Source organism: Castellaniella denitrificans, from assembly GCF_027214045.1.
GTDB classification, from domain to species: Bacteria; Pseudomonadota; Gammaproteobacteria; order Burkholderiales; family Burkholderiaceae_B; genus Castellaniella; species Castellaniella denitrificans_A.
This window is the reverse complement of the sequence record NZ_JAPWHE010000006.1, coordinates 37,408-61,215: the sequence shown is the minus strand read 5'-3', so window position 1 is coordinate 61,215 and position 23,808 is coordinate 37,408. Positions and strand designations below refer to the sequence as shown.

At 67.7% G+C, this 23,808-nt stretch carries 22 protein-coding genes; 11 read left to right on the top strand and 11 right to left on the bottom strand.

Going from position 1 to position 23,808, the window contains the following annotated elements; all coding sequences use genetic code 11:
• The first annotated feature begins 141 nt into the window (after positions 1-141).
• The 3 genes from O4H32_RS09760 to O4H32_RS09750 are packed head-to-tail and all read left to right on the top strand — an operon-like array spanning position 142 to position 3,573.
• The gene (locus tag O4H32_RS09760; protein WP_269358921.1) at positions 142-1,122 is read left to right on the top strand and encodes a Fe(3+) ABC transporter substrate-binding protein; all 981 of its coding nucleotides are present in this window, start codon (positions 142-144) and stop codon (positions 1,120-1,122) included.
• 13 nt (positions 1,123-1,135) lie between these two features.
• Entirely contained in the window at positions 1,136-2,785 is a 1,650-nt protein-coding gene (locus tag O4H32_RS09755) for an ABC transporter permease (protein ID WP_269358683.1), read from the top strand.
• An 8-nt stretch (positions 2,786-2,793) separates the two neighbouring features.
• The gene (locus tag O4H32_RS09750; RefSeq protein WP_269358682.1) at positions 2,794-3,573 is read left to right on the top strand and encodes an ABC transporter ATP-binding protein; all 780 of its coding nucleotides are present in this window, start codon (positions 2,794-2,796) and stop codon (positions 3,571-3,573) included.
• On the opposite strand, the gene ntrC is transcribed toward O4H32_RS09750, so the two are convergent.
• From ntrC to rph, 6 genes are all read right to left on the bottom strand, one after another.
• Positions 3,562-5,133, bottom strand: coding sequence for a nitrogen regulation protein NR(I) (ntrC, locus tag O4H32_RS09745; RefSeq protein WP_269358680.1), 1,572 nt, complete (start codon positions 5,131-5,133; stop codon positions 3,562-3,564). The two genes, O4H32_RS09750 and ntrC, sit on opposite strands and share 12 nt — an antisense overlap.
• Before the next feature lie 19 nt (positions 5,134-5,152).
• On the bottom strand, positions 5,153-6,106 hold the full coding sequence (gene glnL / locus O4H32_RS09740; protein ID WP_269358678.1) for a nitrogen regulation protein NR(II): 954 nt from the start codon (positions 6,104-6,106) through the stop codon (positions 5,153-5,155).
• An 11-nt stretch (positions 6,107-6,117) separates the two neighbouring features.
• Positions 6,118-7,530 carry a type I glutamate--ammonia ligase gene (gene glnA, locus O4H32_RS09735; protein WP_269358676.1) on the bottom strand — a complete coding sequence of 471 codons (1,413 nt, stop codon included), beginning with the start codon at positions 7,528-7,530 and terminating at the stop codon, positions 6,118-6,120.
• Between the two features lie 257 nt (positions 7,531-7,787).
• Positions 7,788-9,020: a radical SAM family heme chaperone HemW gene (gene hemW / locus O4H32_RS09730; protein WP_407932643.1), complete on the bottom strand. Its 1,233-nt coding sequence runs from the start codon at positions 9,018-9,020 to the stop codon at positions 7,788-7,790.
• On the bottom strand, positions 9,017-9,646 hold the full coding sequence (gene rdgB, locus O4H32_RS09725; RefSeq protein ID WP_269358917.1) for an RdgB/HAM1 family non-canonical purine NTP pyrophosphatase: 630 nt from the start codon (positions 9,644-9,646) through the stop codon (positions 9,017-9,019). Before rdgB ends, hemW begins: the two co-directional genes overlap by 4 nt.
• Before the next feature lie 20 nt (positions 9,647-9,666).
• Positions 9,667-10,419 (bottom strand): ribonuclease PH, encoded by a 753-nt coding sequence (gene rph, locus O4H32_RS09720; RefSeq protein WP_269358674.1) that lies wholly within the window; start codon positions 10,417-10,419, stop codon positions 9,667-9,669.
• Between the two features lie 82 nt (positions 10,420-10,501).
• On the opposite strand from rph, the gene O4H32_RS09715 reads away from it, so the two are divergent.
• From O4H32_RS09715 to O4H32_RS09700, 4 genes are all read left to right on the top strand, one after another.
• Positions 10,502-11,413: a YicC/YloC family endoribonuclease gene (locus tag O4H32_RS09715; RefSeq protein ID WP_269358672.1), complete on the top strand. Its 912-nt coding sequence runs from the start codon at positions 10,502-10,504 to the stop codon at positions 11,411-11,413.
• A 539-nt stretch (positions 11,414-11,952) separates the two neighbouring features.
• Entirely contained in the window at positions 11,953-12,213 is a 261-nt protein-coding gene (locus O4H32_RS09710; protein WP_269358670.1) for a hypothetical protein, read from the top strand.
• On the top strand, positions 12,210-13,193 hold the full coding sequence (locus O4H32_RS09705; protein WP_269358668.1) for a cytochrome c: 984 nt from the start codon (positions 12,210-12,212) through the stop codon (positions 13,191-13,193). Before O4H32_RS09710 ends, O4H32_RS09705 begins: the two co-directional genes overlap by 4 nt.
• 13 nt (positions 13,194-13,206) lie before the next feature.
• A complete protein-coding gene (locus tag O4H32_RS09700; protein WP_269358666.1) occupies positions 13,207-14,904 on the top strand; it encodes a cbb3-type cytochrome c oxidase subunit I in 1,698 nt (565 codons plus the stop codon).
• On the opposite strand, the gene O4H32_RS09695 is transcribed toward O4H32_RS09700, so the two are convergent.
• Positions 14,886-15,767, bottom strand: a complete 882-nt coding sequence (locus O4H32_RS09695; protein ID WP_269358664.1) for an urea transporter — start codon at positions 15,765-15,767, stop codon at positions 14,886-14,888. The genes O4H32_RS09700 and O4H32_RS09695 overlap by 19 nt on opposite strands.
• A 153-nt stretch (positions 15,768-15,920) precedes the next feature.
• Here O4H32_RS09695 and O4H32_RS09690 point away from each other — a divergent pair, with 153 nt between their 5' ends.
• Together O4H32_RS09690 and O4H32_RS09685 are read left to right on the top strand one after the other, a co-directional pair.
• Positions 15,921-17,138: an MFS transporter gene (locus O4H32_RS09690; protein WP_269358662.1), complete on the top strand. Its 1,218-nt coding sequence runs from the start codon at positions 15,921-15,923 to the stop codon at positions 17,136-17,138.
• Entirely contained in the window at positions 17,135-18,331 is a 1,197-nt protein-coding gene (locus O4H32_RS09685) for a CynX/NimT family MFS transporter (RefSeq protein WP_269358660.1), read from the top strand. The genes O4H32_RS09690 and O4H32_RS09685 overlap by 4 nt, the downstream gene beginning before the upstream one ends.
• Before the next feature lie 80 nt (positions 18,332-18,411).
• On the opposite strand, the gene fabB is transcribed toward O4H32_RS09685, so the two are convergent.
• The 4 genes from fabB to O4H32_RS09665 all read right to left on the bottom strand — a co-directional run bounded on the left by fabB (position 18,412) and on the right by O4H32_RS09665 (position 22,311).
• Complete coding sequence (fabB, locus tag O4H32_RS09680; protein ID WP_269358658.1) at positions 18,412-19,629, bottom strand: beta-ketoacyl-ACP synthase I; 1,218 nt, start codon at positions 19,627-19,629, stop codon at positions 18,412-18,414.
• A gap of 11 nt (positions 19,630-19,640) precedes the next feature.
• Positions 19,641-20,153, bottom strand: a complete 513-nt coding sequence (gene fabA, locus O4H32_RS09675) for a 3-hydroxyacyl-[acyl-carrier-protein] dehydratase FabA (RefSeq protein ID WP_269358656.1) — start codon at positions 20,151-20,153, stop codon at positions 19,641-19,643.
• A gap of 119 nt (positions 20,154-20,272) precedes the next feature.
• Positions 20,273-20,710: a flagellar protein FlhE gene (locus O4H32_RS09670; RefSeq protein WP_269358654.1), complete on the bottom strand. Its 438-nt coding sequence runs from the start codon at positions 20,708-20,710 to the stop codon at positions 20,273-20,275.
• Positions 20,707-22,311, bottom strand: coding sequence for a methyl-accepting chemotaxis protein (locus tag O4H32_RS09665; protein WP_269358652.1), 1,605 nt, complete (start codon positions 22,309-22,311; stop codon positions 20,707-20,709). Before O4H32_RS09665 ends, O4H32_RS09670 begins: the two co-directional genes overlap by 4 nt.
• Positions 22,312-22,485: 174 nt before the next feature.
• Between O4H32_RS09665 and O4H32_RS09660 the strand changes: the two genes are divergently transcribed.
• Positions 22,486-23,250, top strand: coding sequence for an NRDE family protein (locus O4H32_RS09660; RefSeq protein ID WP_269358650.1), 765 nt, complete (start codon positions 22,486-22,488; stop codon positions 23,248-23,250).
• Positions 23,251-23,283: 33 nt separating this feature from the next.
• Positions 23,284-23,739: a GatB/YqeY domain-containing protein gene (locus tag O4H32_RS09655; protein ID WP_269358648.1), complete on the top strand. Its 456-nt coding sequence runs from the start codon at positions 23,284-23,286 to the stop codon at positions 23,737-23,739.
• Positions 23,740-23,808: the final 69 nt, after the last annotated feature.

Below are 23,808 nucleotides of genomic sequence, written 5' to 3'. Positions count from 1 at the left end.
CTTTAAGCTGAATGCGGTGATAAATTGCTAATCCATTTTGAGAACCATTCTCATTTTTCATTTATTGCTATGAGCACCGTCATGCCGATCCGCTTCCGCGCCCCGTCCTTCGCCCGACGCCTGTCCCTGCTGGCCGCCGCCATGTCGCTGACGGCCGGGCCCGTCCTGGCGACGGAAGTCAATCTGTACACCACCCGCGAACCCAGGCTCGTCGAACCGCTACTCACCGCCTTCACGCAGGATACCGGCGTCAAGGTCAATACGGTCTTCGTCAAGGATGGCCTGCTCGAACGGGTGCGCGCCGAGGGGGCGCAATCGCCGGCCGATGTGTTGATGACGGTGGATATCGGCAACCTGCTGGACCTGGTGGACGGCGAAGTCACCCAGCCGGTCGACTCCGCCGCGCTGCGGACCGCCATTCCCGCCAACCTGCGCGCGGCCGATGGCCAGTGGTTCGCCCTGTCGCTGCGTGACCGGGTGGCCTACGTCGCCAAAGACCTGGACATCCAGTCTTTCCACTATGAAGAACTGGCCGACCCGCGCTGGAAAGGGAAAGTCTGCATCCGTTCCGGCCAGCATCCTTACAACACCGCGCTCATCGCCGCCCTGATCGCCCACGACGGTGCCGAGGCGGCCGAACAATGGCTGCGCGGCGTGAAAGCCAACCTGGCACGGCCCGCCACCGGCGGCGACCGGGATGTGGCGCGCGACATCCTGGGCGGCATTTGCGACATCGGCATCGCCAACGCTTACTACGCAGGCCACATGAAGAACGCCGCCGAAGGCAGCGATGCCCGCCGGTGGGGCGATGCCATCCGCGTCATTCGGCCCACGTTCAAGAACGCGCCAGGCACCCACGTCAACGTGTCGGGAGCCGCCGTGGCGCGTCACGCGCCGCACCGCGCCGAGGCCGTCCAGTTGCTGGAATATCTGGTATCGGACAAAGCCCAGAGCCTCTACGCGCGAGCCAACTACGAATACCCCGTCAGGGCGGGCGTGACGCTTGACCCGACCGTGGCCAGCTTCGGCCCCCTCACGATCGACACCCTGCCGCTGACCGAGATTGCGCGCCACCGCAAGCAGGCCAGCGAACTGGTCGATCGCGCCGGCCTGAACCAGTAGGCGGGACGCGCGCATGGCGACCGGCCGGTTCCAGGCCTGGCCTTGGCACACCGGGACGGTCCTGACGGCGCTCGCCGTGCTGGCCCCGGTCCTGGCCCTGGTGGGGCAGGCCGTCCAGGGATCGGGCGCCCACTGGGACCATCTGCTGCAATTCGTGCTGCCGGACGCGCTGGCCCAAACCCTGTTCCTGCTCGCCGGCGTGGGCCTGCTGGCCGCCGCCCTGGGGGTGGGCGCCGCCTGGCTGGTCACGGCCTACGACTTCCCCGCCCGCAAGGTCCTTTCCTGGGCGCTGCTGCTGCCGCTGGCCGTGCCCACCTACATCGTGGCCTACGCCTACCTCGACATCCTGCACCCCATCGGCCCCGTCCAGGAGGCTGTCCGCGCCCTCCTGGGCTATGCCAGCCCGCGCGAATTCCGGCTGCCGGACCCGCGCAGCCTGCCAGGCGCCATCGTGCTGCTGTCGTTCGTGCTGTATCCCTACGTCTACCTGACCACCCGCAGCATGTTCGCCAGCCAGGCGGCCCACCTGATGGAAGCCGCCCGGCTGCTCGGATACGGCCCCTGGGGCGCATTCCGGCATGTCGCCCTGCCCCTGGCCCGGCCGGCCATCGCCGTGGGCCTGTGCCTGGTGCTGCTGGAAACCTTGAACGACATCGGCGCCTCCGAATTCCTGGGGGTCCAGACGCTGACGGTCACCATCTACACCACCTGGGTGACCCGTTCCGATCTGGCGGGCGCCGCCCAGATCGCGCTGGTGACCCTGACGCTGGTGACCGTCCTGATCGCGGTCGAACGCCACGGCCGCCGGCGCCTGCGCTACACCGGCAACCGCCGCGCGGCGCCGATCCGTCCGCGCCGGCTGCCCGGCGCGGCGGGCTGGCTCGCCACCCTGCTGGGTGTGACGCCCGTCTTGATCGGCTTCGTCGCGCCGGCCGCCTATCTGCTGGCCCTCGCGCTCGAACGCCTGGGCGGCGGCCAAGGCCCCTCGCCCGCCCTGCTTCGCGCCGCCGGGCAGACACTGACCGTCTCGGCACTGGCCACGGTCATCGTCCTGGCCATCGGCCTGGTCGTTGCCTGGAGCCGCCGCATCCTTCCCCGCGCGCGCGCCTGGCGCAGCGCCCTGTCCCGGCTGACGACGCTGGGCTACGCCGTGCCCGGCACCGTCCTGGCGATCGGCCTGCTGTTCCCTCTGATGGCGATCGAGCGGGGGCTGGCGGCGCTGCGCGCGACAATCGGCCTGGACCCGACGGGCCTGGTGCTGCTGGGCACCCCGGCCGCCCTGGCACTGGCCTATGTGATCCGTTTCCTGACCATTCCCGTGGGAACGCTGGAAGCGGGCCTGGACCGTATCCCGCCGTCCATCGACCAGGCTGCGCGCCTGCTGGGCGAAAACGTTCACGGCATGCTGCGACGCGTTCACCTGCCCCTGCTGCGTCCGGCCCTGGCCGCCTCGGCGCTGCTGGTGTTCGTGGATGCGATGAAGGAACTGCCCGCCACGCTGCTGCTGCGGCCCCTGAATTTCGATACCCTGGCGACCTGGCTGTATGCCGAAGCCGCGCGCGGTACCTACGAGGAAGGCGCCATTGCCGCCCTGGGTATCGTCGCCGCCGGCCTGCTGCCCGTGATCCTGCTGGCCCGCCTGCTGGACCGCCCCGCCTCCTGAGACACGATATGCTGGAACTGAACCGGATTTCCCTGAGCTACGCCGCCGATGGCGGCCGACGCACGGTGCTGCGCGAACTGACTCTGTCCCTGGAGGCCGGCCAGATCGCCTGTCTGCTGGGCGCCTCGGGCTGCGGCAAGACCAGCGTGCTGCGCGCCATCGCCGGTTTCGAACCGCTGGACGGCGGTTCGATCCGGCTGGACGGGCGATCGCTGTCGGACAAAGGCGTGCGCGTCGAACCCGAACACCGCCGCGTGGGCATGATGTTTCAGGACTACGCACTGTTCCCCCACCTGAATGTGGCGGCCAACGTCGGCTTCGGCCTGCGCAGGCTGAACGCGGCCGAGCGAGACAGGCGTGTGCGCGCCATGCTGGATCTCGTGGGCCTGGCCGACCAGGCGGCGCGCCACCCCCATGAACTGTCCGGCGGACAGCAGCAGCGCGTGGCGCTGGCACGGGCGCTGGCGCCCGAGCCCGAGCTGCTGCTGCTCGACGAGCCTTTTTCCAATCTGGACGTGGATGCCAGGGAACGGCTGGCTTTCGAGTTGCGCGATCTGCTGAAGGCGACCGGACGCACCGCGCTGCTGGTCACTCACAACCAGGCGGAGGCCTTTGCCGTGGCCGACCGGATCGGCATCCTGAAGGAAGGCCGGCTGGCTCAATGGGACACACCCTACGGGATGCACCACCATCCCGCCACACCGGAGATCGCGGCCTTCATTCACCGCGAGGCCCTGATGGCCCGGCGTGCCCAGGCCAGCCTGCGGGGCGCGCCTTCAGCCGCCTGAGGCCCCGGGCGCCTCGTCCCCATCGGGGTTGTCGAGGCCCAATTCCCGGCATTTGCGGGTCAGCGTGTTGCGGCCGATGCCCAGACGCAGCGCGGCCTCGCCACGACGTCCCCCGGCCTGGCGCAGACCGACCCGCAACAACGTCCGCTCGAAATCCCGCTGCAGCCTATCCATCACGCCGGATTCGCGACGAGCCAGACGGTCCAATGCCTCGGCTTCCAGCCCCGCACGCCAGTCGGACCGCAGCGGCGCGGCGTCTCCCCCTGTGAGTGCCGGGGCGGCCGCCGTATCCGGCACGCGAAACGGCGGATCGTCCAGCCCGGGTTGCGTGCCCTGTCCGGGCATCCCTGCGGCATCGGCGTCCAGAATCTCGGGCGGCAGATCCTCGAGGCCGACTTCGGCGCTGGGCGCCATGACCGTCAGCCACTGGCAGACGTTCTCCAGTTGACGGATGTTGCCGGGGTAGTCGAAACGGCGCAAGGCATCCAGCGCGGCGCGGTCGAGCCGGCGCACCGGCACGCCGAGCTCCGCCGCGCTGCGCGCCAGGAAATGCCGCGCCAGGGACTCGATGTCCTCGCGGCGTTCCCGCAGCGGCGGCAGGCGCAGGCGGATGACGTTCAAACGATGGAACAGGTCGGCGCGAAACAGGCCCGCCCGTACGCGCTCTTCGAGCGGCTGGTGCGTCGCGGCCACGATACGCACATCCGCCTGGACGGGCCGCGCGCCACCCACCCGGTAGAAAGCGCCTTCGGCCAACACCCGCAGCAGGCGGGTCTGCAGTTCGGCCGGCATGTCTCCGATCTCGTCCAGGAAGAGCGTCCCACCGTCGGCTTCCTCGAAGCGCCCCCGACGCGACTGGACCGCGCCGGTGAAGGCGCCGCGCTCATGGCCGAACAGTTCCGCCTCCAGCAAATCGCGCGGGATCGCGGCCGCGTTCACCGCCACGAAAGGGCCCGCGGCGCGGCGGCTGTGCCGGTGCAAGGCACGGGCCACGAGTTCCTTGCCGGTCCCGGATTCCCCGGTGATGAGCACGGTGGCGCCGGATTGGGACAGACGGCCGATGGCGCGGAACACATCCTGCATGGCCGGCGACTGCGAAGGCGCCATTTCCGCCTCGCCGAGCACGATGCCGGCATCGGCCTGATCTTCCCGCACGGCATCGCTTCCGGACCGGGATGGCGCCGACTGGGCGGCGCGGGCGATCAGTTCGACGGCGGCCTGGATGTCGAATGGCTTGGCCAGGTAGTCGAAGGCGCCCTGCTCGAAGGCCGCCACGGTCGTGTCCAGGTCGGTATAGGCCGTCATCATGATGACGGGCAGGCTCGGCAGGCGCGCACGCACCGCGGCCAGCAGCGTCAGGCCATCGGGGCCGGGCATGCGGATGTCGGACACCAGTACGGCGGGCGCTTGCGGATCCTGCGCGCCCTCCAGGGCATCGAGCGCCGCCTTCAACGCCGCGCCGTCGGCGAAACTGCGCACCGGCCAGCCAGCCTTGTCCAGGGCCTTTTCCAGCACCCAGCGCATGCCGGGTTCATCGTCCAGGATCCAGATCGTGTTCATGCCGTTTCCCGTCCCGTTCTCATGCAACCTCCAGCGGCAGCGACAGGCGGAACTCGGTGCGGCCCGGAACGGAGTCGAACTCCAGCAGGCCACCCTGACGCTGCAGGCATTCCTGGGCGAGACTCAGCCCCAGGCCGGTGCCCTGGGCCCGGCCGGTGACCAGGGGATGAAAAAGTTTGTCGCGCAGCGCCTCGGGCACGCCCGGCCCATTGTCGGTGACCGTGATCCGCAATCCCATGCGGTACTGGCCGTCGGCCAGCATGGGTTGATGCAGGATGCGGGTGCTCAGCCGGAGCACGGGGTCGGCCTTGCCGGGGGCTTCGGCCAGCGCCTGCGCGCCATTGCGCGCCACGTTCAGCAGCGCCTGCAGCAACGGATCGCGATCGGCGCGCATGTCGGGCACCGAAGCGTCATAGTCGCGCTCCAGACGGATCCGTTCGCCGAATTCCAGACGAATGAGGGACAGGACCCGTTCGCACACTTCGTGGACATTGAACACACTGGGTGCCGCGGCAGGCTGGCTGGACGAGGCCAGCCGGGCCACCAGGCCGGCCAGCCGGTCGGCTTCGGCCACGATCACGCGGGTGTATTCGCGCAGATCGTCGCGCGGCAGTTCCATTTCCAGCAACTGGGCGGCGGCCCGCAGGCCCGCCAGGGGGTTGCGGATTTCGTGCGCCAGGTTGCGCAAGGTCTCGCGCTGCGCCTCCTGGCTGCCCCGTGCCTGCCGCAGGTCGTCCAGATGGACGCCCTGGTGGACGGGGATTTCGATCAGCCAGGCCCAGGGCTGGCCCCGCAGCGGGGTTTTCAGGACGCTGTCGCGGCCATCCAGCCAGGGCTGCGCGGGCTGCCCCGCCAATTGGCGGCGGGACTGGCCCAGCAATTCCTCCGCCGCGCCATTGGCGTGGCGGATGCGGTGGGACTCGTCCAGCAGCAGGACCGCGGTGCACAGCAGGTCGAGGCTGGTCGTGTCCACCGCGCGTCTCGCTAGAGTGTGTAGTACATGTCGAATTCGACCGGATGCGGGGTCACGCGCAGGCGGTCGAGTTCGTTGGACTTCAGATCCAGGTAAGCGTCCAGCAGATCGTTGCTGAAGACCCCGCCGCGCGTCAGGAACTCGCGGTCGCGGTCCAGCGCCTCCAGCGCCTGGTCCAGCGACGCGCACACCGTCGGGATCTTGGCGTCTTCTTCCGGCGGCAGGTCGTACAGGTTCTTGTCGGCCGGGTCGCCCGGGTGGATCTTGTTCTGGACGCCGTCCAGGCCCGCCATCATCAGCGCCGAAAACGCCAGGTACGGGTTGGCCAGGGGATCCGGAAAGCGCGTTTCGACGCGGCGCGCCTTGGGGTTGCTGACGTAGGGGATGCGGATCGAGGCCGAACGGTTGCGGGCGGAATACGCGAGCTTGACCGGGGCTTCATAGTGCGGCACCAGGCGTTTGTAGGAATTCGTGCCCGGATTGGTGATGGCGTTCAAGGCGCGGGCATGATGGATGACCCCGCCGATATAGTACAGGGCGAACTCCGACAGGCCGCCATAGCCGTTGCCGGCGAACAGGTTCTGGCCGTCCTTCCAGATGGACTGGTGCACGTGCATGCCCGAGCCGTTGTCGCCTACCACGGGCTTGGGCATGAAGGTCGCGGTCTTGCCATAGACGTGGGCCACATTGCGGATCACGTACTTCATGATCTGAGTCCAGTCGGCACGCTGCACCAGGGTGGAAAACCGGGTGCCGATTTCCAGCTGGCCGCAGTTCGCGACCTCATGGTGATGGACCTCGACGGGCACGCCCATCTGTTCCATCAGCAAACACATTTCCGAACGCATGTCGGCGAAGGAATCGATCGGGGGCACGGGCACATAGCCGCCTTTGACGCTCGGGCGATAGCCCAGATTGTTGCCATTGGCCTCGTTGGCGTTCGACCAGACGCCCTCGTCCGAAGAGATCTTCACAAAGCTGCCGCTCATGTCCGCGTTCCAGCTCACGCCGTCGAAGACGAAGAACTCGGGTTCCGGACCGAAATAGGCGGTGTCGCCCAGGCCGCTGGACTTCAGGTAGGCCTCGGCGCGGCGCGCCAGGGAACGCGGGTCGCGGTCATAGCCTTTCAGGTCGGAGGGCTCGACCACGTCGCAGGTCAGGATCAACGTGGTTTCCTCGCGGAACGGATCCAGGCGGGCGGTGTTGGCATCCGGGACCAGGATCATGTCGGACGCCTCGATGCCCTTCCAGCCGGCGATCGACGATCCGTCGAAAGCGACGCCCGATTCCATGCGGTCTTCGTCCATCTGACCGGCGGGAACGGTCAGGTGGTGCTCCCGACCCAGGGTGTCGGTAAAGCGGCAATCCACGAACGCCACTTCGCGTTCGGCGATCATCTGCACAACGTTTTCAGGGGTGGACATAAAAGCTCCTGCGCCAAGTCATATCGTCAAAGGGAAAAGCCCCTAGGCTTCATCAGATTCATAAGCAATGATCGTGCCAACTTTTCAGAGGACTATTGCAGGCCGCAATGTCCGCTGACGGACTGCGCGATGATTGCAATGGTGCATCAGCGCACCATTTTAGTGCGTATTTCAATGCGCCCCAAAATGGATGCACCATGTGAGGGCGTTGCAAATGAACTTTTGGGGTCGGCGACCTTGAAAGATTCACAGCACGGTCAGCCCCCGGTTTCATCCAGGAATTCCATTTGCAGTTCGTTCAGAAAATTCCAGCCTTGCGGCGTGGCACAGATCCGGTCGAGACCCGGTTGAAGCAGGCCTCGATCGACCGCGCGGCGCATGGCCGACAGAATGGCCATCAATGACAGGCCGGTGCGTTCGATGAACAGCCCGCCCTCAACGCCTTCGCGCAGACGCAGCGCGTTCAGCATGAACTCGAAGCCCAGGTCGTCGCGGGTGAGTTCGCGGTGTTCGACCACATGCCTGCCCGAGCCTTCGGTCGCCAGCCGCATCCAGGCGTCCGGCATGCGCGCCCGCGCCTGGCGCGTGATGCGATCCTGGAAGGAAATCTTGGAATGCGCCCCGGGGCCGATGCCCAGATAATCGCCGAAACGCCAGTAGTTCAGGTTGTGCTGGCACGCCTGGTGCGGCCGCGCGTAGGCCGAGACCTCGTAGCGGTCGAACCCCGCCGCCTGGATGAGTTCGGCCACCCGGTCCTGCATCGCGGCCCCCAGCTCGTCATTCGGAACGCGAGGCGGAAATTTGGCGAAAACCGTATTGGGCTCGAGCGTCAGGTGATACATCGACAGATGGCCCGTGCCGAATGCCAGGGCCTCGCGCACATCCCGTTCGCACTCGGACAGGGTCTGCTCCGGCAGCGCGAACATCAGGTCCAGGTTGACCCGGTCCACGGCGCGCTGGGCCATTTCGATGGCCGCCCGCGCCTGGGCGCCATCGTGGATGCGCCCAAGGCGGCGCAGCTTGTCGTCGTCGAAACTCTGGATGCCCAACGAAATCCTGTTCACTCCGGCCTGGGCATAGCCCTGGAAGCGGGCCGCCTCGGCCGTGCCCGGATTGGCCTCCAGGGTGATCTCCACATCGGGAGGCAGATTCAGGTAAGCGCGGAACAGACCGATGATCCTGTCGATCGCATCCGCCGACAACAGGCTGGGCGTGCCTCCGCCGAAAAACACCGTCGTGACCGGCCGGCCCCAGACATCGGGCACGGCCTGCTCCAGATCGGCTTGCAGCGCCTGCAGATAGGCCTCTTCCGGCAGGTCGCCGGTGCGCTCGTGCGAATTGAAATCACAATACGGACATTTGTGCACGCACCAGGGCACGTGCACATACAGCGACAAGGGAGGCAACGCCACCAGCCCGGGCTTGCCGCGCACGCCGGGACGGCCATCGCCCTCGCGCTCGGGCGTGGGGACGGGAACCAGTCTTTTCATTGTTTCTCCGCTTTCCCGACGTCCTGACCGAATTCGCCGCGCAGCGCCCGCAGCAGGCCGCGCAGGGCGCGGGCGCGATGGCTGAGGATATTCTTTTGTTCCAGAGGCAATTCGGCGGCGGTCATGCCCAGGTCGGGCAGGTAGAAATACGGGTCATAGCCGAATCCATTGATTCCTCTGGGGGCCTCCAGAACCTCGCCGTCCCAGGCGCCTTCGACCACGATCGGGCGCGGATCGTCGGCGCTGCGGACATAGACCAGAACCGCGACATAGCTGCCGCGCCGGTCGGCCCGGCCTGCCATTTCGGCCACCAGTTTTTCATTGTTGGCCGTGTCCGAGCGCGTGCCGTCCGGCGCCTGGGCGTAGCGCGCCGAATGGACGCCGGGCGCGCCGCCCAGGGCGTGAACGCACAGGCCGGAATCATCGGCCAGGGCCGGCAGGCCGGTGACGCGGCTGGCATGGCGCGCCTTGGCCAGGGCATTTTCCACGAAAGTGTGGAAGGGCTCATCGACCTCGGGTACCCCCAATGCGCTTTGCGGCACCATTTCGATGCCGGCCGCCGACAGACTGGCGGAAAATTCCTTCAGCTTCCCGGGGTTGCCCGAGGCCAGCACGACCTTTTTCATCGCGGCGTGGCAGCCATTTTTCATGTGGCCTCCAGCGCGGCGGCCTGCGCGCGGATCAGTTCACGGACGCCACCGGTCGCCAGGTCCAGCAGGCCGTTCAGCTCATCGCGGCGGAAACTGCCGCCCTCGCCCGTTCCCTGGACCTCGACGAAATCCCCGACGCCGGTCATGACCACGTTCATGTCCGTGTCGCAGGCGGAGTCTTCAGGATAGTCCAGATCCAGCACCGGACGCCCGTCCACGATGCCGACCGAGACGGCGGCCACTTGGCCGCGCAGCGGGTCGGCCGCCAACTGGCCGCTGGCCATCAGTCCGCGCACCGCCAGGGCCGCCGCCACCCAGGCGCCGGTAATGCTGGCGCAGCGGGTGCCGCCGTCGGCCTGCAGCACATCACAGTCCAGATGCAGGGTGCGTTCGCCCAGCGCCTCCAGGTCGAACACCGCGCGTAGGGCGCGGCCGATCAGGCGCTGGATTTCCTGGGTGCGGCCACTCTGCTTGCCCCGGGCCGCCTCGCGGTCGCCCCGGGTGTGCGTGGCGCGCGGCAGCATGCCGTATTCCGCCGTGACCCAGCCCTGCCCCCGCCCCTTCAGGAAAGGCGGGACTTTGTCCAGCACGCTGGCATTGCACAGCACACGGGTATCGCCCATGCAGGCCAGCACCGAGCCCTCGGCGTGGCACGTATAGCCGGTCAGCAGTTCGACGCGGCGCAGTTCATCCGGCCGGCGGCCGGCCGGCCGCCCGGGGGCGGAATCGTGGGTGGGGGGGATCGTCATGAAGAAATTTCCTGCCAGAAAGCCCAACGGGGCCGGACTACAATAAGGCTCCATTGTAGAGAAACGCCGACGAGACCGCCCCATGATCCGCAGCATGACCGCCTTTGGCTCCGCCCGCCTGGACTCCGACGCGGGTTCGATCAGCGCAGAGATCCGCAGCGTCAACAACCGCTACCTGGACCTGAGCCTGCGGATCCCCGAAGACCTGCGTTTCGCCGAATCCCGCGTCCGCGATCTCGTCGGCCGCCAGGCCCTGCGCGGCAAGGTCGAACTCAAACTGTCCTATGCCGCGATCGATCGCGAGGCTCTGCGGCCCATCGACGCCGAAGCCGTGCGCGCGCTGGCCGAGCAGTTGCAATGGGCGCGCCGGCTCATCCCGGATCTGCCCGCGCCGACGCTGGCCGAACTCCCGCGCGAAGGCGCGATGCGCGGCGGCCTGGACGCGGAGGTCTGGCTGCCCCTGTGCGAACAGGCCTGCGAGCAGGCGCTGGAGGAATTCGGCGCCACGCGCCTGCGCGAGGGCGCCCGGCTGGCGCAGGCCATGCTGGGCATGGCCGACGAGATCGACGGGATCGTGGTGCGCGTGGAAGCCGAACTGCCCGATCTGGTGCGCCAGCATCAGGACCGCGTCGCCCAGCGCCTGCGCGAGGCCCTGGAGTCCGCCAGCCCGGAGGGCTTCGCCGCTATCGGCGGAGCCGAGCTGACCGCCCGCATCGCCCAGGAGGCCAGCCTGTTCGGCCTGCGCGTGGATGTGGCCGAGGAACTCACCCGGCTGCGCTCCCACTTGCAGGAATTGCGTGAGATCCTGTCTGGCCGCCACGCATCCTCCACGCGCGGTGGCAGCGGCAAACGCCTGGACTTCCTGTTCCAGGAAATGAACCGCGAGGCCAACACCCTGGGTTCCAAAGCCGCCGCCTTGTCCGTCACCCAGGCCGCCATCGATCTGAAGCTGCTGATCGAGCAGATGCGGGAACAGGCGCAGAATATCGAATGAGCGACGAACCCTAGGCACGCTGGCACCACCACCGTGTCCTGACCAATCGCGCATCAGAGCGCGTCAGGCCGCGCGGCATTCGCACTCGGGCCGGATTCAGCCCCGGATCGGGGCTCGGGCAGGCCGCCGACCCGGCGCTGCTCCAGCGGCAGCATGGTCTCAGGGATGGTTCAGGGGAAAATCCCTATTCCCGCACCGACTTGATACAAGTTAAGGCATTTTCCGGAAAAGAAGATCCATCTGAGCAAAGCCACGCACGCCCTATCTTCGACATCCACGTTTCCAAAATTAAAGCAATACATTAAAAATACGATATAAATAATTGATTATAAATGATAATGTTTTAATGCTTACCTGTTGAATTTCAGACTGCCAACCCAGCCCCATCCCGCATCGCAGCAATCAAAACCATCGTTTGATGTTTTTTGAACGATTGCGCATCAACCATATCCCTCATCCGGGGTGATGGCTTCTAGGCACCCGCCCGCCCCCCGCTCCTAGACTGGTTCCGCCATCCACGATACGGAGGGGAGACAATCATGGCGCAACGCATCATCGACGGGGTGCTGTCGGCCCTGGCCGGCCTGGTCAGCGTGCTGCTGTCCTGGCCCTATTGGCGGGATTTCGAGTATTGGCCGGAATCCCATGCCCTGTGGTGGCTGTACATCGCCGCGGGCTATGTCCTGGCGGTCTACGTGTTCTACGTTTTCCTGGGCAGCCTGCGCACCCTGTTCCTGCACGACGAACAGGCGCGCCCGGATGCCGGGCGCGACAGCCTGGCGCGGGAGGAACGGCCATGAGCTGCCTGAACGGAACCGACTGCCGTGAAACGGCCAAACGCCGCTCAGCCCTGGCCGTGCTGGCGCTGATGCTGGCGATCTTCCTGCTGCTGTCCGCCTGGTCCTTCCTGCCTTCGCGCGGACAGGCCGTCCCCGACGACATCCAGTACGGCGGCGCCGGCGCGGTGGAAGGCAAGCGCGTCTTCCAGGCCTACAACTGCATGGGCTGTCACACCATCGTCGGCAACGGCGCCTATTTCGGGCCCGACCTGACGCGCATCCACGCCGACGCCGGCGCCGCCTGGTTGGCCGCCTTCCTGCCCTCGGCGGGCGGCTGGCCCACGTCCGCCGCCGTGCGGGTCCAATTGCAGAACCCGGCCGCCCGGGAGGACGCCGGCACAGCGGATCTTCAAGCCTACCTGCGGCGCTACCCCGGCGCCGCCGAGCGCCTGGACCGGCGCGGCGGACAGCATACCCTGATGCCCAACCTGCCGCTCAGCGCCCATGAAGTCACGGCGCTGATCGCTTTCCTGAAATACACCTCGGCCCTGCACACCGAGGGCTGGCCGCCCAAGCCGCGCGAGGACCGGCGGATTCCCGGCGGCCTGGCCGGACACACGCAGGCAGTCGGAAACGGCGCGGCATCCGGCCAGGCCGCCGCAACCGCCCCGTCGGTTCCGGCCACTGCCACGGCCGACGCTCAAGCCCAGGATCCCGTGACGCGCGGCCGGCAACTCGTCTCCGACCTGGGCTGCGTGGCCTGCCACGCCAGCGACCAGAAGCGCACGGTGGGCCCGGGATGGGGCGGCGTGGCCGGCCACGAGGTCCGGCTGACCGACGGCACGACCGTCACGGCGGACGAGGCCTACCTGGTCCGCTCGATCCGCCAGCCCGACGCCCAGATCGTCGCCGACTACCCGCCGCATGTCATGCCGTCCTACGACGCGCTGATCGACGAGGCCGACATGAAGGCCATCGTGGCCTACCTGCGCAGCCTGTGAAAAGGAAGCCCTCATGATCCAGATCGATTTCCACACGCAGCGCCTGAGCCTGCGCTTCTTCCTGCTGATGCTGATCCTGTTCGGGTTCCAGGTCCTGTTCGGCCTGCTGATCGCCGTGCAGCACGTGGACCCGCGCCTGCTCTCGGGCATTCTCAACTTCAACATCCTGCGCGCCGAGCACACCAACCTCGGCATCCTCTGGATCCTGTCGGGCTTCATCGGCACCATCCTGTTCGTCGGCCCCCTGCTGTCGCGCCGCGAACTGGCCGCCCCCGGACTGATCCGCTTCCTGTTCTGGGCCCTGCTGGCGGTCACCCTGTGGAACATCGCCACCCAGTCCCTGGCGGCGCGGGGTATCGCCGGCTGGTGGCTGGGGCAGCCCTGGCTGCAGGAAGGCCTGGAATACCTGGAGGCCGGGCGCGCCGCCGACGTCGTCATCTTCGTCGGCTTCGCCATTCTGGCCTGGGTGGTGCTGCGCACCTTCCCGGCGCGCCGCGACTGGAACGAGATCCACTGGGGGCTGGCGATCGGAGTCACCGCCCTGACCTTCGTCTGGCTGTTCGGCGTGTTCTTCATCGAGCGGCTGGACCTGCAGGAATATTTCCGCTGGTACGTGGTGCACTACTGGGTCGAGGGCGTCTGGGAAGTCATCCACATCAGCCTGGTGGGCTTCCTTCTGGTGCTGATGTTCAAGGCCGACGTCAAGGCGGTCGGCTACGCCGTGTTCTGGGGGGTCGCGCTGGTCTGGCTGTCGGGCCTGATCGGCAATGCCCACCACTATTTCTGGATCGGCACGCCGGAATTCTGGCAGTTCTGGGGGTCGCTGTTCAGCGCCCTGGAACCGCTGCCCCTGGTGTTCTGCTTCTGGCACATCTACCTGGATGCCCACCAGGATCGCCGACCGCTGGCAAACGCGCCGGCCTTCTACTTCATCCTGGGCTCGGTGGTGCTGGAGCAGGTCGGGGCGGGCATCCTGGGGTTCACCATGACCTTCGCGCTGACCAACGTGTGGTCGCACGGCACCTGGGTCACGCCCAGCCACGCCCACCTGGCGCTGTTCGGCACTTTCGGCATGCTGGGCATCGCGGCGGCCTATTACGCGATTCCCCTGCTGCGAGGCGTCAAGGACTTCGACCAGCGGCTGGGCCGGATCGCTTTCTGGCTGGTCTTCGCCGGCATGCTGGGCATCGCTTTCGCCTTCGCGATCGGCGGCACGATCCAGGTCTTCCTGTACCGCGCCATGGGCCTGAGCTGGTTCGGCGGACAAATCTTCCCCGCCATGCAGTTCTACAAGGTCCTGGTACCGGTGTTCGGCCTGATCTTCCTGGCGGGCGCCGGCCTGCTGATCTACGATCTGCTGACGCTGGGACTGCGCGCGCGCAACGCCTCCCGGCCCCGGGCGGTCTTCCGGGCAGCCAACCCGGGCCGCTGGCGCCGCACGCTGCACGGCACGGAAGCCGGCTTGTGGCTGGCGGGAATGTGGATCTTCGGCGCTTTCATCACCCTGGGCCTGCTCAGCTTCAACCTGGACGCCGTGGCCCAGGGCGACCCGACCATCCCCTATATCCTGGCGGGGCTGGGCTACCCGGGCCTGCTGCTGATCACGTTGCTGTTCGTCTGGCGCTTCCTCGCCTCGCTGGAAGCCCGGCCGGCCCCCGGGCCGGCACCTGCGGACTTCGGGCAATCCGCCGATCAGGCTGTCCGTGCCTGAGCCGGCCGGCGCAGGGCGGCCTGGCGCACCGCCCAAGTCGCCAGCAGGAACGGCGCCGTCAGCGAGGGCAGCTCCAGCAACTGAAAGCCGCGCATCAGGCCCAGGCTGAGCAGCGCGCCCAGGCACGGCCACAGCCAGCGGCCCGGGCGGACCATCCGCAGCGCCTCGGCCGCCAGCACGGCGTTGAAACCATACAAGCCCGACTGTGCCGCGTCGGCCGGGAAGCCCGCCAGGCCTGCCACCCACAGGCACAGGCCGGACGCCAGGGCGGCGGACAGCGCCGCCCGGGGGGCGCCCAGCGCCAGCCCCAGCAGGCACAGGGCGCCGGCCCGGGGATCATCCAGGAACATCACCTGACCGACTCCGCGCAGCACGCCCTGAGTCGCCCCACCCCAGCCTGGGTCGGCGGCGGCCGGCGCCGCCGCCTGCGGAAAATCCAGGCCGGCCACCATCGCCATCAGCAGCCAGGTCACGAGTACGAACGGCGCCGTATAAGGCGGTACGGCGCACCGGCGGCGCCAGGCATGGGTCATCCAGGCGGCCAGACAGGCCAACGGCGCCACCAGGGACCAGGCGAGCGGCCCGGACGGCAGCACGGCCATGACCCCCAGCCCGGTCAATGCGCCGTTGTAGCCGTCCAGCCCTGCGCGACTGCCGGCGGCATCGCCCGCGGACAGACCCCATGCGGTGCCGGTCAACACGCCCAGCAGACAGGCGCCCGCCAGCGTCCAGGACTGCCAGGCCAGAGCGCCCAGCAGGATCGCGCCCGCACGGGCGCTGGGCAGCAGATAGATCTGACCGATCCCGCGCAGCAGCATGCGTCCGAACACAACGCCAAAGGAATTGCGAATCCGCACAGGCATGATGGAAACCCGAGAGAAAGAATGGAACCCGAGCCGCGATCGTACTGCGGAGACGATGAGGGCGGATACGGCGCGCGGCATGGTGTCCATCACGTCCGGCGCATGAAGCGGACCGGCGTACAATCCATTGGGTATCATCGCCCGTTCAATCTCATGAAAAACACCCTCGCCACGGCGCCATCCGGCACGGTCCGGCCCGAACCCGGCGTCGCCTTTCCCGTCCTGGGCGCCATCAGCCTGACCCACCTGCTCAACGACATGATGCAGTCGGTGCTGCTGGCGATCTATCCGGTGCTGCAGGGCCGCTTCGACCTCAGCTTCGCCCAGGTCGGCATCATCACCCTGGCCTTCCAGTTTTCTTCTTCGCTCCTGCAGCCGCTGGTGGGGCGATTCACGGATCGCCACCCCATGCCCTATTCCCTGCCGGTCGGCATGGGCTTCACTTGCTGCGGCCTGCTGCTGTTATCCCAGGCCTGGAGTTTCCCGCTGGTGGTGCTGGCCGCCACGCTGGTGGGCGCCGGATCCTCGGTCTTCCATCCGGAGTCCTCGCGGGTGGCGCGCATGGCCTCGGCCGGCCAGCACGGCCTGGCCCAATCGATCTTCCAGGTGGGCGGCAACATCGGCTCCTCGATCGGCCCCCTCCTGGCCGCGCTGCTGATCGTGCCTCACGGCCAAGGGAGCGTCGCCTGGGTGTCGCTGGCCGCCCTGCTCGGCATCTGCATCCTGATCGGAGTCAGCCGCTGGTATGCCGCCAACCTGTCCGGCCTGCGCGGCCGGGCGTCCCTGGGCAAGGTCGACAACGGCCTGTCGCCGCGCCAGGTGCGCGGTGCCATCCTCATCCTGCTGCTGCTCATCTTCAGCAAGTATTTCTACCTGGCCGGGCTGAACAGCTATTTCACCTTCTTCCTGATCGACCGCTTCGGCCTGGACATCCAGCAAGCCCAATACGCCCTGTTCGTGTTCCTGGCGGGAGCGGCCGCGGGGACACTGACGGGCGGTCCGATCGGCGACCGCATCGGGCGCAAGCGTGTGATCTGGGCCTCGATCCTGGGCACCGCGCCCTTCTCGCTGGCCCTGCCCTACGCCAATCTGCACTGGACACTGATCCTGGTTTTTTGCGCCGGATTCATGATCGCCTCGGCCTTCCCCGCCATCGTCGTTTACGCACAGGAACTGATGCCCGGCAAGACCGGCACGGTCTCGGGCCTGTTCTTCGGCCTGGCCTTCGGCATGGGCGGCATCGGCGCCGCCGCGCTGGGCAGGCTGGCCGACGCCACCAGCATCGCCTTCGTCTACCATGTGTGCGCTTTTCTGCCTCTGCTTGGCCTGGCGGCCTTTTTCCTGCCCGACACGCGGCGCCGCTCGACATGAAACGACCCGGTGCCTGGCTGACGGCGGCCTGCCTGCTGCTGCTGGCCCTCAACCTGCGCCCTCTTTTTCCCAGCACCGCCATTCTGCTGCCCGAACTGAAGCAGGCCCTGCACCTGTCCGGCGCACAGGCCGGCTACCTGACCACGCTACCCGTGCTGTGCATGGGACTGTTCGCCCCATTCGCACCCCGCCTGGCACAGCGCGCCGGCATCGAGCGTACCCTGGCGCTGGTGCTGGCGCTGATCATCGCCGGCACGGCGCTGCGTGGCGTCCTGGGTATCGCAGGCCTGTTCCTGGGCACCGGCCTGGCGGGCGCGGGCATCGCGCTGGGCAATGTGCTGCTGCCCAGCCTGGTGAAGCGCGATTTTCCCGACCGCGCGGCCCTGATGACCGGCCTCTACACCATGAGCCTCGTGGGCGGCGCCGCCCTGGCGGCAGCCGTCACGCTGCCGCTCACCCGGTCCTTGGGCAACCGCTGGGATCTGGGCCTGGCCCTGTGGGCCGTCCCGGGCCTGGTGGCGCTTGCGGCCTGGACGCCCATCGCCCTGCGCGCTTCCGGTCGCCCGGCGGGCGGGCGTCATATTCTGCCGGTCGAGGGCTTGCGACGCGATCGCCTGGCCCTGGCCGTCACGCTCTTCATGGGCCTGCAATCGGCGCTGGCCTATTGTGTGCTGGGCTGGATGGCGCCGATGCTGCGCGATCGCGGCCTGGGCGGCACCGAGGCCGGCCTGGTGACCTCGATGTCGATTCTCGTGCAGGTCGCCGCCTGCCTGTTGACGCCCGTGGTGGCCTCGCGCTGCCGGGATCAGCGCGGCCTGGCCGTCCTGCTGTCCGCCTCGGCGACCCTGGCCTTGACCGGCATGATCCTGGGGCCGCGCGGGGCCATCTGGCCTCTGGCCCTGATCCAGGGCGTCGGCCAGGGAGGACTGTTCGCCCTGGCCGTGATGCTGATCGTGCTGCGCTCCGGTGACGCCCACGTGGCCGCCCATCTCTCCAGCATGTCCCAGACGACGGGATACGTCCTGGCCGCGGGCGGCCCCCTGTTGATCGGAGTGCTGCACGACTGGACGGGCGATTTCCGGGCCTCGACCGGATTGGTGGCCGCGCTCGGCCTCTGCACGGCGCTGGCCGGCTGGGCGGCGGGCCGCAACGCGCTGGTGCGCGCCACCGTCGTCCGGGATCGGGTCCGCTGAAAATCACGACGGCCCGCCGCGCTGAGGGGCGCGGCGGGCCGTCGTGATGGTGCGAACTGGAACGGTCCCGGGAAGCGGGTTCAGAGCCCCGCGCGCGAGAACACCAGGGTGGCGTTGGTGCCGCCGAAGCCGAAACTGTTGGACAATGCGGTCTCGATGCGAGCCTGCGGCAGGGTTTCGCGCAAGATGTTCATGCCATCGGCCGCCGGATCCAGCGTGTCGATGTTGGCCGAGGCGGCCACGAAGCCATGCTGCATCATCAACAGCGTGTAGACCGCCTCGTTCACGCCCGCCGCGCCCAGCGCGTGGCCGGACAGGGACTTGGTGGAGGCGATCCAGGGCTGGTCGTCGCCGAAGACCTCCCGGATGGCCTCGAGTTCCTTGACATCGCCCACCGGCGTGCTGGTGCCGTGGGTGTTGATGTAATCCACGCGCGTGGTCACATCCGTCAACGCCTGGCGCATGCAGCGCGCCGCGCCCTCGCCGGACGGCGCCACCATGTCATAGCCGTCGGAGGTCGCCCCATAGCCGACGATTTCGGCCAGGATGCGGGCGCCTCGCGCCTTGGCGTGTTCATATTCCTCGACCACCAGGATGCCGCCGCCGCCGGAAATGACGAAGCCGTCGCGTTCGGCGTCATAGGTGCGCGACGCGCGTTCCGGTGTCTCGTTGTAGCGCGTGGACAGCGCTCCCATGGCATCGAACATGAACGACAACGACCAGTGTTCTTCTTCGGCGCCGCCGGCGAACACGATGTCCTGCTTGCCCAGCTGGATCTGCTCGACCGCGTTGCCGATGCAATGCGCACTGGTCGAGCAGGCCGAGCTGATGGAATAATTCACGCCCTTGATCTGGGCGCCGGTGGCCAGGCAGGCGGACACGCCGCTGGCCATGGCCTTGGTGACCATGTAGGGACCGACGCGGCGCACGCCTTTTTCGTGCAGCGTCTGGATGCCGTCATTGATCGAGGAATGCGAAGCGCCCCCGGCACCGACGATCAGGCCGGTGCGCGGATTGGATACCTGGTCGGGCGTCAGTCCGGCGTCCTGGATGGCTTCCTGCATGGCCAGCCAGGCATAAGCGTGGCCGTTGGCCATGAAGCGGCCGAGTTTGCGGTCGATCAGGCCGAGCGCGTCCAGACGCACCGAACCCGCCACGTGCGAACGCAAGCCTTGCTCGGCGTATTCCGGCTGGAAGCTGATGCCGGAGCGCCCCTGGCGCAGACTGTCGAGGACCTCGGACTGGTTGTTGCCCAGGCTGGACACGATGCCCATGCCGGTGACGACGACACGACGCATGATCGAACCTCCTAGAAATTGTCCGTGCGGGTGAACAGACCCACGCGCAGATCATGGGCGACGTAAATCTCGTGGCCGTCGACTTCCATGCGGGCGTCCGCGATCCCCATCACCAGCTTGCGCATCATGACGCGCTTCATGTCGATGGTATATCGGACCAGCTTGCCGGTAGGCAGGACCTGGCCGGTGAACTTGACTTCGCCCACACCCAGGGCGCGGCCCCGTCCCTGGCCGCCGCAGCAGCCCAGAAAGAATCCCACCAATTGCCACATGGCGTCCAGTCCCAGGCAGCCCGGCATGACCGGATCCCCCTGGAAATGGCAGTCGAAGAACCACAGGTCGGGACGGATGTCGAGCTCGGCCACGATCTGGCCCTTGTCGTGCGCGCCGCCCTTGTCATCGATATGCGTGATCCGGTCGAGCATCAACATGGGCGGCAACGGCAGTTGGGCATTGCCGGGCCCGAAGAGTTCCCCGCGCCCGCACGCCAGCAGTTCGTCGTAGCTATAGCTGTTCTTTTGCATGATTTCCGTCTGAGATCCCCGGCTCGGCGGCCATTCCGGGCGCAAGGCGCCCTACAAACTAGGTAAGCTTGCTAGTATAACCCGATATATTTTCAGCCGATGGCGCGCGGCCGACGAAGCTAACGGCCATCGAACCACACCGTCACCGTGCCCCGGACGAACAATGGCGGGTGATCGGCGCCCCATCCATCGACCCGATGCACCAGCAGCAGCGGCCCATGCGCCGCGCGCCCGTCAAAGGCATGCGTTTCGACACTGTGTCCTCGCAGCGGCACGCACGGCCCCTGTTCCGTTCCCCAGCACAAGAAGGTGGCGACCTGGGCGGAGCTTTCGAAGTCCCGCGAGGCATAGACCCGGGTGATGCGGGCGGCGGCCGGCACCTCCGGGCCCCGGGGACCGGGTTCGTAGCGGACCGCCACCGCACGGCCCAGCGCCTGCAAGCCCTGGCTGACCCGGTCCAGGGTCCAGGCCTGATCGCCGCCAGCCCAGACCGCGCCTGCGGCCAGAATCAGCGTGGCCGCGATGGCGCCGCGCAGAACCCGGCGCGCGTGCTTCATTCCCGCGGCAAGGCGGGCGCGGCGCCCGGCCCGCTCAACTGGAAGACCCCGACGGCCCGGCTCAGGCCATTCATCTGGTCGTTCAAGGACTGGGCGGCCGTGCCCGCCTCGACCACCAGCGCGGCGTTCTGCTGGGTCACCTGATCCATCTGGCCGATGGCCAGGTTGATCTGCTCGATGCCCGAAGCCTGCTCGCGGCTCGCCAGCGTGATTTCCGACATGATGTCGGCCACACGTCGCACACTGGAGACGACCTCGGTCATGGTCTGCCCGGCGCCCTCGGCCAGTTCGGCGCCGGCCTGGATCCTCTGCACGGTGGAATCGATGAGGCCGCGGATTTCCTTGGCGGCGTTCGAGGACCGTTGCGCCAGCGCGCGGACCTCGGAGGCCACCACCGCGAACCCCTTGCCCTGCTCGCCCGCCCGGGCGGCCTCTACCGCCGCGTTCAGGGCCAGGATGTTGGTCTGAAAAGCGATGCTGTCGATCACGCCGACGATATCCGACATCTGGCGCGTCGAAGCGTTGACTTCGCCCATGGTTTCGACCACCCGGGACACGGTCTGGCCGCCCCGCAAGGCGACTTCCGAAGCCGTGGCCGCCAGCGTGTTGGCCTGCTGGGCGTTGGCCGCGTTGTGGCCCACCGTGCTGGTGATCTGTTCCATGCTGGCGGCGGTCTCCTGCAGCGAGGCGGCCTGTTGTTCGGTGCGCGCCGACAGTTCCAGGTTGCCGTGGACAATCTGGCCGACGGACTGGCCGATCCACTCGGTGCCCTGGCGGACCTGGGCCACGGCCTGGGCGATGCCGTCGCGCATGAGCCGCATGGCGTGCATCAGGCTGGCCTCGTCGCCCGGACGCACCGGAATTTCCACACGCAGGTCGCCTTGCGACATCCGGTCGGCGATCCGGATGACGGCATCGGGCTCGGCACCCAGCTGCCGCACCAGGCGGCGCGACAGGACCCGGCCCAGGACCAGCAGGACCAGCGCCAGGAGGATCGCCGCCAGCGCGAAGTCGCCGGCCTGCCCCCAGACGACGGCGTCAACCGTGTCCAGGTAGACGCCCGAACCCAGGATCCAGCCCCAGGGCGTGAATGCCTTGACGTAGGAAACCTTCTGCACGGGCTGCTCGACGCCCGGCTTGGGCCACAAATAATAGACATAGCCGTCGTGCGTCGGGCTGGCCTTGACGGTGTCCACAAAGGCCACGAACAGTTTCAGGCCGTTGGGATCCTTCATGCCCGCCAGGTCCTTGCCTTCGAGCTCGGGCTTGATCGGATGCATCAACATGCGTGGCGTCATGTCGTTGACCCAGAAATACTCCTGGCCGCTGTAGCGCATGCCGCGGATGGCATCCATGGCCTGCTGCTTGGCCTGCTCTTCGGTCAGGACGCCGCTCTCTGCCTGGCGCTGGTAATAAGTGATCACTCCGTACGCCGTTTCGACGGCCTGGCGCGCGCCGATCTGGCGTTCCTGCAGCAGGGCATTGCGCTCCATCCACAGAAAGGAGGCGGTCAACACGACGATGCCGATGATCGCCAACAGAGTGAATAAAGAAAATTTGAACGCGGTCGTGCGCGTCCAGGCCTTGAATGACCGTGACATGATGTCTGCCTTTTGTTATTGTCCGCCGCAATCCGGATGCTCCCAAGGCGCACCCCGGGACGGCCGCCAGCGGATCTCAGCGCGGTCGCGAAAGTAGTATACGATTGAAAGATTCGCTACAAGCCACCGAAAAAAGGCCATATTCCGGGATTTCTGTCCCGCCGGCCCACGCTCATGTGCATCGCCTACCTTTTTCTGGGGGATCCCGAATGGCCCCTGCTGATCGCCGCGAACCGCGACGAATTCCACACACGCCCGACCCGGGCGGCGGGCCCCTGGCCGGAAGCGCCGCGCCTGATCGCCGGGTGTGACCTGCGGGGTGGCGGCACCTGGATGGGCGCGACCGTCGACGGTCGCCACGCCCTCTTGACCAACTACCGCGAGCCGGGGCATCCGACGCCGCCCGGCGCCCCTTCGCGCGGTTTGCTGGTGCGCGACTTCCTGCTGAGCGAGGAAGACCCCGCCGCCTGGATCGCCGCAGTCGCGGCCCGGGCGGACGACTGGGCGGGCTTCAATCTGATCGTGGGCGACGCGCGCCAGACCTGGTGCCTGGGCAACCGTGACCCCGCGCGCGCGCCTCGCCAACTGGGCGGCGGCCGCTATGTGCTGTCGAACCACCTGCTCGACACGCCCTGGCCCAAGGCCGCGCGTCTGCGCGCCGCGCTGGACGATCTGCCGCCCTCGGACTGGGCATCGGCGCCCGACAAGATCCTGGAACGACTGCGCGACACCACACCGGCCGAGGATGCGCGACTGCCGGACACGGGCCTCGCACTGGAGCGTGAGCGCCTGCTGAGCAGCCCCTTCATCATCAGCCCGGACTACGGCACCCGCTGCTCGACGGTGCTGGCCAGGGCCGCCGACGGCCGGATTTTCTTCTGCGAACAAGGCTACGACGCGGCCGGCCGGCCGCTCGAGCGCCACGACTGGCGGTTGTAAAATGCCGCTTTTCACGCCTCACAGGAAATCCTCATGAGCACCGGGCTCGCCAGCCAGATATCCGACGCCATCAAGACCGCCATGCGCGCGCACGACAGCACCCGCCTGGGTACCCTGCGGCTGCTGCAAGCCGCCATCAAGCAGAAAGCCGTGGACGAGCGCGTCGAACCCGACGACGCGGCGATCCTGGCGATCATCGAAAAGCAGGTCAAGCAACGCCGCGAGTCCATCGCGGCCTTCGAATCGGCCGGCCGCACCGCCAGCGCCGACCAGGAACGCGCAGAACTGGACATTCTGCGGGAATTCCTGCCCCAGGGCGCCTCGCCCGAGGAGATTGCGGCCGCCATCGACGCCGCGTTCGCCCAGGCCGCAGGCCAGGGTCTGCAGGGCGGCGCCGCCATGGGCGCCGTCATGGGCCAGCTGAAAAAGGCCCTGGCGGGCCGCGCCGACATGGCCGCCGTATCCGCCCAGGTCCGCGCCCGGCTGTAGCCGGACCCGCATTCGGCCGGATCACACGTCGCTGGTTCGCCTCGCCGTGCAACAGCACTGTCTTCGGCT